Annotated in this window: 14 protein-coding genes; all 14 read left to right on the top strand. The window is 69.9% G+C overall.

All coding sequences use genetic code 11. The features are described 5' to 3' along the window. Positions 1-112 precede the first annotated feature (112 nt). The 14 genes from ACIRDU_RS15835 (at position 113) to ACIRDU_RS15770 (ending at position 11,820) form a co-directional block, all read left to right on the top strand. The gene (locus ACIRDU_RS15835; RefSeq protein WP_403580599.1) at positions 113-946 is read left to right on the top strand and encodes a hypothetical protein; all 834 of its coding nucleotides are present in this window, start codon (positions 113-115) and stop codon (positions 944-946) included. Positions 947-1,016: 70 nt separating this feature from the next. Next, positions 1,017-1,724: a Flp pilus assembly protein CpaB gene (cpaB, locus tag ACIRDU_RS15830; RefSeq protein ID WP_403579351.1), complete on the top strand. Its 708-nt coding sequence runs from the start codon at positions 1,017-1,019 to the stop codon at positions 1,722-1,724. Positions 1,725-1,733: 9 nt separating this feature from the next. Further along, entirely contained in the window at positions 1,734-2,966 is a 1,233-nt protein-coding gene (locus ACIRDU_RS15825) for a CpaE family protein (protein WP_403579348.1), read from the top strand. 2 nt (positions 2,967-2,968) lie between these two features. After that, positions 2,969-3,343: a TadE/TadG family type IV pilus assembly protein gene (locus tag ACIRDU_RS15820; RefSeq protein WP_403579346.1), complete on the top strand. Its 375-nt coding sequence runs from the start codon at positions 2,969-2,971 to the stop codon at positions 3,341-3,343. A 1-nt stretch (position 3,344) separates the two neighbouring features. Beyond that, positions 3,345-3,701, top strand: a complete 357-nt coding sequence (locus tag ACIRDU_RS15815) for a TadE/TadG family type IV pilus assembly protein (protein ID WP_403579344.1) — start codon at positions 3,345-3,347, stop codon at positions 3,699-3,701. A 25-nt stretch (positions 3,702-3,726) separates the two neighbouring features. After that, positions 3,727-5,064 carry a CpaF family protein gene (locus ACIRDU_RS15810; protein ID WP_403579341.1) on the top strand — a complete coding sequence of 446 codons (1,338 nt, stop codon included), beginning with the start codon at positions 3,727-3,729 and terminating at the stop codon, positions 5,062-5,064. A gap of 9 nt (positions 5,065-5,073) precedes the next feature. Next, entirely contained in the window at positions 5,074-6,018 is a 945-nt protein-coding gene (locus tag ACIRDU_RS15805; protein ID WP_403579338.1) for a type II secretion system F family protein, read from the top strand. Between the two features lie 16 nt (positions 6,019-6,034). Then, positions 6,035-6,922: a DUF5936 domain-containing protein gene (locus ACIRDU_RS15800; RefSeq protein WP_403579335.1), complete on the top strand. Its 888-nt coding sequence runs from the start codon at positions 6,035-6,037 to the stop codon at positions 6,920-6,922. Positions 6,923-6,938: 16 nt separating this feature from the next. Continuing rightward, complete coding sequence (locus ACIRDU_RS15795) at positions 6,939-8,594, top strand: histidine kinase (protein ID WP_403579332.1); 1,656 nt, start codon at positions 6,939-6,941, stop codon at positions 8,592-8,594. Positions 8,595-8,620: 26 nt separating this feature from the next. Continuing rightward, positions 8,621-9,580: a response regulator gene (locus ACIRDU_RS15790; protein WP_403579329.1), complete on the top strand. Its 960-nt coding sequence runs from the start codon at positions 8,621-8,623 to the stop codon at positions 9,578-9,580. Between the two features lie 135 nt (positions 9,581-9,715). After that, entirely contained in the window at positions 9,716-9,949 is a 234-nt protein-coding gene (locus ACIRDU_RS15785; RefSeq protein ID WP_403579326.1) for a Flp family type IVb pilin, read from the top strand. After that, positions 9,946-10,548: a pilus assembly protein TadG-related protein gene (locus ACIRDU_RS15780; protein ID WP_403579323.1), complete on the top strand. Its 603-nt coding sequence runs from the start codon at positions 9,946-9,948 to the stop codon at positions 10,546-10,548. The genes ACIRDU_RS15785 and ACIRDU_RS15780 overlap by 4 nt, the downstream gene beginning before the upstream one ends. Positions 10,549-10,582: 34 nt before the next feature. After that, the gene (locus tag ACIRDU_RS15775; protein ID WP_403579321.1) at positions 10,583-11,161 is read left to right on the top strand and encodes a hypothetical protein; all 579 of its coding nucleotides are present in this window, start codon (positions 10,583-10,585) and stop codon (positions 11,159-11,161) included. Between the two features lie 8 nt (positions 11,162-11,169). Further along, a complete protein-coding gene (locus ACIRDU_RS15770; RefSeq protein ID WP_403579318.1) occupies positions 11,170-11,820 on the top strand; it encodes an OmpA family protein in 651 nt (216 codons plus the stop codon). Positions 11,821-11,914 lie beyond the last annotated feature (94 nt).

Below are 11,914 nucleotides of genomic sequence, written 5' to 3'. Positions count from 1 at the left end.
GTCACGCAGTGAAGTCGACACGGTGCGCCGGAGTGACACCTGGCGTTCCGACGGGCATGGGGAAAACGGGGAGCTGCGCGTGCCAACTGCCATTGCCGTGACCAGCGCCGACATGGCGCTGCCACCACAGGACGACCGCACCCTGCCCGCCGTCGTGCTCCGGGACGTCGACCGACGCCCCTTGGAGCAGGCGCTGGCCGAGATGCAGGCCCTGGTCGAGCACCACGGCCATGTGATTGTGGTCTGCTCGCAGGCCGCGCCCACCGCGGTGCAACGACGGCTGCACACTCTGCGCTCCCTCATGGAGAGCGACCGGATCGCCCTGTTCCGGCCGGATCTGCCGCCTCTCGGACTCGCCGTCCTGGCCCGTCAGTTACGACAGCTCGCCTCCTGCGACATCAGCCCCGGCGTGCTCGCCTCGGCCGGCCGGCTGCTCGTCCACTACATCCATGCCGGTGCGCTCCTCAACTCCGTCACCCGGCTCGACCGCGTCCCCGTCGGCCTGAAGTCGCACGCCAAGTCCTGGATGCCCGGCAGCCAGTTCGGCGTCCTCGCCCACCCCGAGCCGCATCTCCTCAGGATCACCCCCGAAGCCCGCCTCCCCGGGCCCGAGTTCGGCACCTGGATGCTGGTCGCCAAGGGGCAGCTCCAGTCCGACTGGGTCACGGGCACCCTCGCCCCCTCCTGGAAGGTGCAGGGGCTGCGCGAGACCCCGCTCCCGGCCGAGTCGCCCGGCTGGTGGGGCACCGGCAAGCTCATCGAGTTCTGCAGCTACCTGCCCGACCTGTCCGTCCTCTACCAGCTGGTCACGTCCGTGCGGCGCGGCCAGTGCCACTGGTGCGGCATCGACGTCATCGGCGACCGCTGCGTGTTCTGCTCGGCCTCGCCACCCGTCCACGACAGCCCGCCCCCGAAGCAGCTCGAGAACCGAACGGCCGTCGGGTGAGTCCTGACACCGCTCGTCAGCACTGTTCCGATCCCGCTCGACCGATATCCCCAACGAGGTTGTACGGTTCATGAACTCCCGTCAGCGCCGCGGCGTGATTCTCCTGCTCCTGTCGGTCGTCTGCGCCCTCGGCGCCTTCACCGGCGTGCTCTCCGTCATCAGTGACGTGAAGTCGAAGGTCGGCCCCGAGGTCACCGCCTACCGGCTGAAATCCGAGGTGCCGCCCTACACCACCCTCAGCACGGGCCAGTTCGAGAAGATCAAGATGCCCGAACGGTGGCTGTCCGACAACGCGGTCACCGACCTGCGGGAGATCCAGGGCAAGATCGCCGTCACGACCCTGCGCGCGGGCTCCCTGCTCCAGTCCGACATGATCGTCCGCCAGCCGGCCCTCCAGCCGGGCCAGCAGGAGGTCGCCATCATGATCGACGCGGCGACCGGAGTGGCCGGCAAGATCACGCCCGGAGCGTCGGTCAACGTCTACGCCACCTTCGAGGGCGCTCGCGAGGGCGACCCCGACCAGTCGAAGATCATCGTCACCAACGCCAAGGTCCTCGACGTCGGCCAACTGACCGCGCTCAAGCCCGACGAGGGCAACCGCACCCAGCAGCCCACCGACGCCGTCCCGATCACCTTCGCGCTGTCCGCCCTCGACGCCCAGCGCATCACCTACGCCGAGTCGTTCGCCAAGCGCGTCCGGCTCGCCCTCGTCGCGCCCGGCAGCGACACCACCGTCCCCGAGCGGGACCGGACGTACGAACTCGCGAAGGACAAGTGAGAGGCTGCCATGCCCACGAGGATCCTCCCGGCAGTCGGTGAAGCGGACGCGGTCCGCTCCGTCACGACACTGCTCAGCCAGCTCCCGGACGCCGAGCCCGTCGCCCCCGTGGTCGACTCCACCCAGCTCATCGACACCCTGGCCCGGCTGGCCGCCGAGTCGGTCGACGAGCTGCCGGAGGTCGTGATCGTCCACGAGCGGATCGGCCCGGTCCCCGCGCTGGAACTGATCCGCGAAGTGGCCCTGCGCTTCCCGGCCGTCGGCGTCATCCTCGTCACCTCCGACGCGAGCCCCGGCCTCTTCCAGGCCGCCATGGACTACGGCGCCCGCGGCCTGGTCGCCCTCCCGCTCAGCTACGAGGAACTCGCCAGCCGCGTCCAGGCGGTCGCCCAGTGGTCCGTCGGCGTACGCCGGCACCTGGGCGCCGGAGGTGACGTCTTCACCGGCGTCGGCGGCACCGTCGTCACGGTCAGCGGCGCCAAGGGCGGCACCGGGACCACCCTCACCGCGATCCAGCTGGCCCTGGCCGCCCAGGCCTCCGGCCGCAGCACCGCCCTGGTGGACATGGACCTCCAGACCGGCGACATCGCCTCCTACCTGGACGTCCAGTTCCGCCGCTCCGTCGTCGACCTGGCCGCCATCACCGACATCTCCCCCCGCGTCCTGGCCGACGCCGTCTTCCGCCACGACACCGGCGTCGCCCTGCTGCTCGCCCCCGCCGAAGGGGAACGCGGCGAGGACGTCACCGACCGCTCCGCCCGCCAGATCGTCAGCGCGCTGCGCTCCCGCTACGAGGTCGTCGTCATCGACTGCGGCGCCCAGCTCGGCGGCGCCGGGGCGGCGGCCGTGGAGATGGCCGACCGGGCTCTGCTGATCACCACCCCGGACGTGGTCGCCGTGCGGGGCGCCAAACGGGCCGTGCGGATGTGGGACCGGCTTCAGATCCGCAAGGCCGAGGAGACGACCGTCGTCGTCAACCGGCACAGCCGCGCCACGGAGATCCAGCCGCCCCTGATCCAGAAGATCACCGGCACGGCGGTCGCGGCCACCGTGGTCCCCGCCAACTTCAAGGAACTGCAGAGCGTCGTGGACGCCGGCCGTATCCACGAACTGGAGAACAAAAGCTCGGTCAAACAGGCCCTGTGGGGTCTGGCGGGCGAACTGGGCCTGGTCAAGGCCGCGGACGGTGGCCACAAGGGGGGCCGGGGGTCGGTGAGCTTCCGACGGAGGAGGGAGGGGTGAGCATGCCGTTGAGACGGCGGGACGAGGGCCAGGTGACCATCGAGTTCCTGGGGATGACGCCGACGATCATCGTGACGCTGATCGCGCTGTGGCAGGTCGTCCTCGTCGGCTACACCTACACGCTCGCGGGCAACGCCGCGGACGAGGCGGTACGGCAGGCGACGGCGGCCGAGCCGGGGGCGCGGCAGGCCGCGTGCGAGGCGGCCGGGCTCAAGCACCTGTCGGACGCGTGGCGATCGGGTGCCAGTGTGACCTGCGGTGGCTCGGGCTACGTCACCGCCGATGTGCGCCTGGAGGTCCCCGTCCTCTTCCCGGGCACGCTGTCCTTCGGGTTCACGGTCCACGGCCACGCCGGCGCGGTCGAGGAGGCGGACTGAGATGACGCACCCGCCCAGGAAACGCGACCGCGGCCAGGTCGCCATCGAGTACATCGGCTTTCTGCCGATCCTGCTGATCGTCGCGCTGGCGGCCGTGCAGCTCGGGCTGATCGCCTACACGGCCCAGCAGGCCGGCACGGCAGCCAGGACCGGGGCGCGCAGTGCGTCGCTGGAGGGGCCGTACGAGGCGGACTGCCGAGCGGCGGTGAGCAGTTGGCTGGCGGACGAGACCAGTTGTCTGCCGTCGTTCGGCGGGGACGAGGTCACGGTCACGGCCACTGTGCAGATCCCGTCCCTCGTGCCGGGATGGGAGTTCGATCCGGCCGTCAAGACCGCCACGATGCCGCTCGACCACTGAAAGACGAGCTAGGAGCACCGCACTCATGAGCCTGCGAGCACGTATCAACACCCCCGAGGAGAACGGCAACCGGGGCGAGGACGGCCACATGGTCGCCTCCTACCGGTCCAAGCTCCTGGAGGAGATCGACCTCGCGGAGATGAGTTCGCTGGCCGCCGCCGAGCGCAGGGCCAGGCTGGAGCGTGTGCTCGGGCACATCATCAGCCGTGAGGGCCCGGTCCTGTCGACGGTGGAGCGCTCGCAGCTGATCCGCAGAGTGGTCGACGAGGCACTGGGTCTGGGCATCCTGGAACCGCTCCTCGAGGACGCGTCCATCACCGAGATCATGGTCAACGGCCCGGACGCGATCTTCGTGGAACGCGGCGGCCGGGTCGAGCAACTCCCCCTGCGCTTCGCCTCCAACGACCAGCTCATGCAGACGATCGAGCGGATCGTCTCCACCGTCAACCGCCGCGTGGACGAGTCGAACCCGATGGTCGACGCCCGCCTGCCCTCCGGGGAGCGCGTCAACGTCATCATCCCGCCGCTGTCCCTGACCGGCGCCACCCTCACGATCCGCCGCTTCCCGCGCTCCTTCACGCTCCAGGAGCTGATCGGCCTCGGCTCGCTGGACGAGCACATGCTGTACCTGCTGGCGGGCCTGGTGCAGGCGAAGTTCAACATCATCGTCTCGGGCGCGACGGGCACCGGAAAGACGACCCTGCTGAACGCCCTGTCGGGACTCATCCCCGAGGGCGAACGCATCATCACCATCGAGGACTCCGCCGAACTCCAGCTCCAGCAGCCGCATGTGATCCGGCTGGAGTCCCGCCCGCCCAACGTCGAGGGCAAGGGCCAGGTGACGATCCGCGACCTCGTGCGCAACTCGCTGCGCATGCGCCCCGACCGGATCGTCGTGGGTGAGGTCCGTGGCGGCGAGTCCCTCGACATGCTCCAGGCGATGTCCACGGGCCACGACGGCTCACTCGCCACCGTCCACGCCAACAGCGCCGAGGACGCGCTGATGCGGCTCCAGACGCTGGCGTCGATGTCGGACGTGGAGATCCCCTTCGTGGCGCTGCACGACCAGATCAACAGCGCGGTCGACGTCATCGTGCAGCTGACACGGTTCGCGGACGGCGCCCGCCGCATCACCGAGATCGCACTGATGGACAGCCACGGCAGCGACCCGTACCGCCTGGTCACCGTCGCTCGCTTCAACGCGCAGCCGATGACCTCCGACGGCCGTATCCACGGCGCCTTCGAGTACTTCGCGCTACCGCGCCGCACCGCCGACCGCCTCTACATGGCGAGCCAGCCCCTCCCGCAGGCGTTCGGCATCGCCCGGTCCGCGGACCAGCTAGCCACCCGAGAAGCCAGGTAGGACCGACCGATGGAACTGCAATCGCTCATCACGCTCACCACCGGCATCACCTTGCTGACGTGCGTCCTCGCGGTCGTCGGCCTGCACTCGTACGCCGCGGGCAAGGCGCAGCGGCAGGCCCTGGTCGACCGCCTGGCCGCCACCGGCCAGGTCCCGACGGCCGGCCGGCGCCGCAACTTCCGCGGCATCGACCGCCGTCTGCGGCGCACCAGGCTGGGCAAGAAGCTGGAACTGCGCCTGGCGGCGACCGGCCTGGACATCACACCCGGTGAGTTCTTCGTCTACATGCTCGCCACGGTCGCGGGCCTGTGGCTGATCGGCCAGGCGGCTCTCGCCCCGTTCTTCGGGCCGTTGGCGGGCTTGCTGGGCATCGGCGTCGCCGTCCAGTTCCTCAACTGGCAACGTCAGAAGCGCATCGAGAAGTTCATCAACCAGCTCCCCGAGATGGCCCGGATCCTCGCCAACGCCACCCAGGCGGGCCTCGCCCTGCGCACGGCGATCGGCATGGCGGCGGAGGAGATGGAGGCCCCGGCGGGCGAGGAACTGGGGAAGGTCTCCAACCAGTTGGCGGTCGGCGCCTCGATGGACGACGCGCTGGGCGAACTGGCCGACCGCCTCCCGTCCCGCGAACTGGTCGTCCTCGTCACCACGCTGGTCCTGTCGAACAGGGCCGGTGGCCAGGTGGTGAGCGCCCTGCGCAACCTGACGGAGACGTTGGAGGAACGCAAGGAGACCCGGCGCGAGGTCCGTACCCAGCTCTCCCAGGTCAACATGACGTCGTACGCCGTCCCGGTCCTGGGCGTCGGCTCCCTGTTCCTCATGAACGGGGTGAAGGACGGCGCCCTGGACCGCATGACCGGCTCCGCCTTCGGCCAGGCGGCGGTCATCATCGCCTTCTCGCTCTACGCCGTCGGCTTCGTCCTCATCCGCCGCCTGTCCCGCATCGACGTCTGAGAGCCCGGAGGCAACCATGGGACTGCTCCTCGCCCTGCTGATGGGCCTCAGCGTCTGGGGCGTCTTCGCCGGCATCCGCATGTACCGCGCGGAGGCGAAACTGCCCGGCGACCTCGCCCTGGCCCTGGAGGTCGGCTCCACCCGCACCGGCGCGGTCGACTCGCTCGTCGACCGCCTGGGCATGCGCTACGCGCCCGCGGTACTGCGCCTGATGGGCCCCAAGCAGGTGGCCAAGTACCGCCGCAAGATCGACCTTGCGGGCAACCCCGGCGGCCTGACGATCGACAGGTACGCGGCGCGGCGGGCGGTCTACGGCTTCCTCGGGGTCGTGGGCTTCCTGGTCTTCCTCATGCGCGGCCAGCTGTTCGTCGCGCTGCTCCTGCTGGCCTTCGGCGCGTTCTGGACGGAGGTCGGCATCTGGTCGGCGATCCGCATCCGCAAGGACGTCATCGAACGGACCCTGCCTGACTTCCTGGACGTCCTGGCGGTCGTGGTGAGCGCGGGCCTCGGCTTCCGACAGGCGCTGGACCGGGTCGCGTCCCGGTACGAGGGCCCCTGGGCCGACGAACTGCGCATCACCCTGCGCCAGATGGACCTCGGCATGAGCCGCCGCCAGGCCTTCGCGGAACTGCGCCGCCGCAACGACTCCGAGCAGGTGGCGATGTTCGTGACGGCGCTCCAGCAGGGCGAGGAACTGGGCGCGCCGATCGTCGACACGCTGGTGTCCCTCGCCAAGGACATGCGCCGTACGGACGCGCAGAACGCCCGCCGCAAGGCGGCCCGGGCCGTCCCCAAGGCCACGATGATGATCACGACCTTCATGGTCCCGGCCACGATGCTCCTGCTCGGCACCGGCCTGATCCTCGGCTCGGGAACGGACTTCGGCTCGGTGACCGGGAAGTAGGGGAGGGGGCGACGGTATGTCGATGACAGGGGAGCGGGCGGGACTGCTGGGGCGTCGCCGCCGCCGATCCGAGCAGACACCGGAGATCACCACTCCTCCGGCGGGGACGGTGCTGCCGGCGCATGTCCGCACGGGCGCGCCGGACGTACCGGTCACGTCCGTGACGCCTGCGCTGCCGCCGGGGTGGGAAGTGGCCGGCGCCCTGGTCGGTGGGGAGCCGACGGCGCGGATCAAGGGGGGCGGGCGCCGGGACAGGGCGGTGCCCCGAGTGACAGAGGCGGATCCCCGTGCGCAGGGGCCGATGCCGACGGCACACGGTCTCCAGGGACATACGAACGGTCGATCCGCCTCCGATGGGGCCGCGCCGTCACAGGGGCCACCCACGGGTGCGAGTGCGGACCCGGTCCCGGCGGAGGGCCCGGCGAGCGGCATGCCCACCCACCCCGCGATCGACATCCAGGTCAACGCCCTGCAAGCCATGTGCCGACAGGTATTCGGCTTCCGCCTGGCCATGATCGCCCTGGCCACCCCCACCGCCCTGGTCAACGCGAACGACGGCCTCCCGACCCGCCTCGTCGGCGCAGCCGTGGTCGTCACCTTCATGACCTCCTACGTCCTCTTCAGAGACTGGGAACGTTTCGGCCCGCTCCTCCTCCGCCACCCCTCCCTCCTTGCCGCGGACACCCTCTTCGGCGCCCTGCTCCTCATTGCCGCCGGCCCCGACAGCACCCTCGCCTACGTCAGCGTCTGCACCCCCCTCCTGGCAGGCTTGGTCTACGGCTGGCGAGGCGCCGCCGTCTTCGCCTCCCTCCAGGCCCTCCTGCTGCTCCTCATCCACGCGGCACAGGAGGACCCGGCCCCCGGCATCACCGAGTCCGCCCTGCTGCCCGGCCTCTGCGTCATCGCCGGAGCCGTCGGCTCCAGCCTCCGCAACCTCATGCTCCGCTTCGGCGCGGCGACCCAGGCCCTCACCACCGTCCAGGCCCGTCTCGCCGTGACGGAAGCGGTCGGTGCCGAGCGCGCCAGGCTGGCCCGCGAGATGCACGACTCGGTCGCCAAGACCCTGCACGGCGTGGCCCTGGCCGCCGACGGCCTGACCGGCTCGGCCGGCGCCGACCGCATGGACCCGGCGCTGATCAGGCAACAGGCAGCCCTGGTCGCCCGTTCGGCCCGCCGGGCCGCCGCCGAATCCCGCGAACTCCTGGCTGACCTGCGCCGCGAATCGGACCCCGACCAGGCCACGGACGTCCTGGTGGAACTGGCTGCCCGCACCCGCGACTTCAGCACTCGCACCGGCCTGACGGCGGTCTACCGCCCGACCGGCGCCCACGCCGTTCCCTCCGTCCCACCGGCCGTGGCCCGCCAGCTCCTCACGATTGCCTCGGAAGCCATGGAGAACGCCCACCGCCACGCCCACCCCACCCGCGTCGACGTCAGCGCGGGCGTCCATGGCGACCTGCTCCGCATCAGCGTCTACGACGACGGCAGCGGCCTCCCACCCGGCACCACCCTCGAACAACTCCGCCGCGCGGGCCACTTCGGCCTGGTCGGCATGGTCGAACGCGCGGCCTCCGTCGGCGCCCGCATCCGCATAGGCCGCGGCGGCCACCCCCAGGGCACGGAGGTCCGCCTGGAACTCCCCCTGGCCGCCCTGACCACCCCGACCGCATGACGCCACGACCCGAGAGGAGGCCTCTGATGCCGGATCACACACCCCACGCCACCGGCGCCCCCCAGCCGCCACCGCACAACCCGTTCGCCGACCTCCCGCAGTCGGCACCGCCGGCCCGTCGTCTCCGGGTCGTCGTGGCGGACGACAACCCCGTCGTCCGCGCCGGCCTCACCGCCCTGCTCTCCGGCCGCGCGGACATCGAGGTGGTGGCGGAGGCCGCCGACGGCCGCCAGGCCTACGACGCCGCCCACCGGCACCGCCCGGACGTCGTCCTCCTCGACGTCCGCATGCCCGGCGTGGACGGCATCTCGGCCCTCCCGTACCTGGTGCAGATCGCCCCGGTGGTGATGCTGACCTACAGCAGGGAGTCGGAGATCGTCCAGGAGGCCCTGCGCCGAGGAGCGGGCGGCTACTTGGTCCACGGCGAGTTCACAGCCGACCAGCTGGTCGAGGCCGTACGGGACATCAAGGAGGGCAGGGCCCACTTCACCCCCACGGCGGCGGGCGCGCTGCTGGCCCAACTCCGCCAGGGCCGGGCACCGGCACCCCCTCTCCCCGAGGGCCTGGGTCAGTCGTCAAGTGCGACTGCATACGGACTTTCCGCTTCCGCCCAGTCGTATATGCAGACTCAACCACCCTCCCCACCAGTGCATTTCAACACTTCTCCACGTCCTTCTCCAGAAAACCTTTCGCAAGTGCAACCGCATGTGGGACAGTCGTCGTCTGGGTGGACGAGTGGCCGGCCGGCCGCTCCCGACAGGTCGCGGTTCCAACTGAGCACGAGGGAGGCGGAGATCATGGACCTCATCGCGTCCGGCATGAACAACCAGCAGATCGCCGCCACGTGCTTCATCAGCGAGAAGACCGTCAAGAACCACATCAACCGCATCTTCGCCAAGCTCCACAGCACCAGCCGCTCCGAGGCCGCCGCGAAGTGGATCGGCACGGCGCCGGACGCACACCGGGACGGGGGTGACCGTCGGTGAGACCACGGGGGAACAGCCGGCTGGGCCCGAGCGATTGGGCCCGGAATTGGGCCCAGGGGCCCTCTGGCGGACTGGTCGTATCGCCGTACGTTCCTCGTGTCGAGAGCGACACAGCCGAACCCGGAGGGGAACACCATGAGCGACCTGATGCTGAAGACCGCCGTCGCGACCAAGGTCCGCGTGAACGGCTGGAAGAACACGACGGCCGAGGCGATGCGCCGCCGCGCCGGCGACAAGGGGCAGACGGCGGTCGAGTACCTGGGCATCATCGCGGTGGTGGTGGCTATTGTGCTGGCGATTACGGGCACCAGCATCGGCACGACGATCCTCGACAGGATCACGAATCTGATCAACCGGGTCGGGAATTGACGCAACCCGGCAGGTGCGGCGACGCAGGGCAGGCCTTCCCCATCTACATCACGGTGGTGGGGGGCCTGCTCTTCCTTGCGCTCGCCTACTTCGCGGTCGGCCAGGCCACGGTGAATCGCGGCGGTGCCCAGACGGCGGCCGATGCTGCGGCGCTCGCAGCGGCCCAGGACGCCCGGGACCAGCTTGCAGGAGAATGGGTTGAGGCCGTTCTCGACCCCGCGAAGTGGCAGGACATTTTCGATGGCGCCGTACCGCTGGCCACCGACCCGTGCTCGCGCGCGTACCAGCTCGCCGGCCAGAACGACGCTGACGTTGAGGGGTGTTCGGGAACCGGCTTGCCCTTGGGTTACGACGTGGTCGTGCAGACGCGGAAGACCATGGGGGAGTCCATTGTCCCCGGCACTGCGCAGAAGAGGTCGAGGGCCAGCGCCACGGCCGTCATCGAGCCCCTCTGCGAGTTCAAGCTCCCTGCCGAGGACGCGGAAGTCGACGTGCTCCCCCGCCTCACGTGCAAAGACAGGAACTGGGACCTGAAGCCGGACGACCTCAGCCAGCTTCCGGAGCCCGAGGATCTTTTCGACGTCCACCTGGCCGACTGAGAAGCGAACGACGAGTGATGAAGGAAGCGGAGAGATGAGCATGCGGTTCACTGAGAGGGCCCGCAGGAGGATGGTCGCGTTGACCCTGGCGGCCGGCCTGGCCCTGGGTATGGCCGGCTGCGGTGGTGGTGGCGGCGACAAGAAGCCGGACACCTCGGCCTCCGCTTCCAAGGACCGTGGCTCCGCACCTAGTGCTCAGGAGGGGAAGACGGAGACACCACTGACCGAACTCAAGGGCAAGGACGGCCTTCTCCTTCAGATCACGTCAGCGCAGCGGGATGCGGGCGGATTCCTCACCATTGATGGCCAGTTCAAGAACGACGGATCAGGTTCAATGGTGCTCCCGGCAGCACTTCGCGGTGACGAGACGGAGATCCTCAAGCACGGCACGTCGCTCGGCGGCGCGACGCTCGTGGACTCCAAGGGGAAGAAGCGCTACTACGTGCTCCGCGACACCGACGGACGACCGCTGACGACCACGGGTCTCACCACGATCGAGTCCGGACAGACCATCCCCGTCTTCATCCAGTTCCCCTCCCCGCCCGCGGATGCAACCGACGTCACCCTCCAGGTCCCGACGTTCTCCAGCGGCACCATCAAGATCTCCGGGTGAGGCCGGTCATGGAAACCCGCACGCGCACCCGACCGGTGACTCCACGCCTCGCCCTAGTCCTCACCGCCGCCGGCCTCATGGTCGCCGCGAACCTCTACGGAGCCGTCGCGGCCCACGCCGACGAGACCCCCGGCGTACCCCCCGGCACCGAGGCCTCCGCCTCCGCCCCCGTCGAGGTCGACGCCAACGACCCCGACCTCAAGCTCCCCGAAGGCGCCACCCTCGCCGAAGCCAAGGTCCTCGACATCAAACAGGTCGTAGAAGACCAAAGCGGTGACGAACGCCGCGAAGACACCAACGCCGACGTCAAGTTCGCCCTCCAGGCCGAGGTCCTCTTCGGCAAGGACAGCGCGAAACTCAGCGGCGAGGCGAAGGCCCGGATCTCCGCGATCGCCGAGGAGATCAAGACGCAGAACGCGACGAAGATCCGCGTCTTCGGCTTCACGGACAACCTCGGTTCTTCCGCCCACGGCGATGTCCTGTCCAGGAAGCGGGCCGACGCCGTCCAGAACGTCCTCGACCAGGAACTGACCGACTCCAACGTCACATACGAGGTCCGCGGCTACGGCGAGCAGTACCCCATCGCCGACAACTCCACGGAAACCGGCCGCAAGAAGAACCGCCGGGTCGAGGTCTCCTTCCCGCGCACGGAGAGTTGAGCCACGCAAAGTGGGCCCGGCGTTGGGACCCCGGGCCCATGCGTGAGTGATCGACCTTCCTTAGCCTCGGCTCGGTGCCTGTGTTGAACGGCCG

It is taken from the genome of Streptomyces sp. NPDC093598, from assembly GCF_044764825.1.
Lineage (GTDB): Bacteria > Actinomycetota > Actinomycetes > Streptomycetales > Streptomycetaceae > Streptomyces.
Note: the sequence above shows the minus strand (reverse complement) of the source record. Positions and strands in the feature narration are given on the sequence as shown.

What these genes read in the sequence shown, in the direction of transcription:
- ACIRDU_RS15790 (WP_403579329.1), top strand. Translation starts at nt 8,621, where the DNA reads ATGCCGGATCACACACCCCACGCCACCGGCGCCCCCCAGCCGCCACCG.
- ACIRDU_RS15785 (WP_403579326.1), top strand. Translation starts at nt 9,716, where the DNA reads ATGAGCGACCTGATGCTGAAGACCGCCGTCGCGACCAAGGTCCGCGTG.
- ACIRDU_RS15820 (WP_403579346.1), top strand. Translation starts at nt 2,969, where the DNA reads ATGCCGTTGAGACGGCGGGACGAGGGCCAGGTGACCATCGAGTTCCTG.
- ACIRDU_RS15805 (WP_403579338.1), top strand. Translation starts at nt 5,074, where the DNA reads ATGGAACTGCAATCGCTCATCACGCTCACCACCGGCATCACCTTGCTG.
- ACIRDU_RS15795 (WP_403579332.1), top strand. Translation starts at nt 6,939, where the DNA reads ATGTCGATGACAGGGGAGCGGGCGGGACTGCTGGGGCGTCGCCGCCGC.
- ACIRDU_RS15810 (WP_403579341.1), top strand. Translation starts at nt 3,727, where the DNA reads ATGAGCCTGCGAGCACGTATCAACACCCCCGAGGAGAACGGCAACCGG.
- ACIRDU_RS15770 (WP_403579318.1), top strand. Translation starts at nt 11,170, where the DNA reads ATGGAAACCCGCACGCGCACCCGACCGGTGACTCCACGCCTCGCCCTA.
- cpaB (WP_403579351.1), top strand. Translation starts at nt 1,017, where the DNA reads ATGAACTCCCGTCAGCGCCGCGGCGTGATTCTCCTGCTCCTGTCGGTC.
- ACIRDU_RS15825 (WP_403579348.1), top strand. Translation starts at nt 1,734, where the DNA reads ATGCCCACGAGGATCCTCCCGGCAGTCGGTGAAGCGGACGCGGTCCGC.
- ACIRDU_RS15835 (WP_403580599.1), top strand. Translation starts at nt 113, where the DNA reads ATGGCGCTGCCACCACAGGACGACCGCACCCTGCCCGCCGTCGTGCTC.
- ACIRDU_RS15800 (WP_403579335.1), top strand. Translation starts at nt 6,035, where the DNA reads ATGGGACTGCTCCTCGCCCTGCTGATGGGCCTCAGCGTCTGGGGCGTC.
- ACIRDU_RS15775 (WP_403579321.1), top strand. Translation starts at nt 10,583, where the DNA reads ATGAGCATGCGGTTCACTGAGAGGGCCCGCAGGAGGATGGTCGCGTTG.
- ACIRDU_RS15815 (WP_403579344.1), top strand. Translation starts at nt 3,345, where the DNA reads ATGACGCACCCGCCCAGGAAACGCGACCGCGGCCAGGTCGCCATCGAG.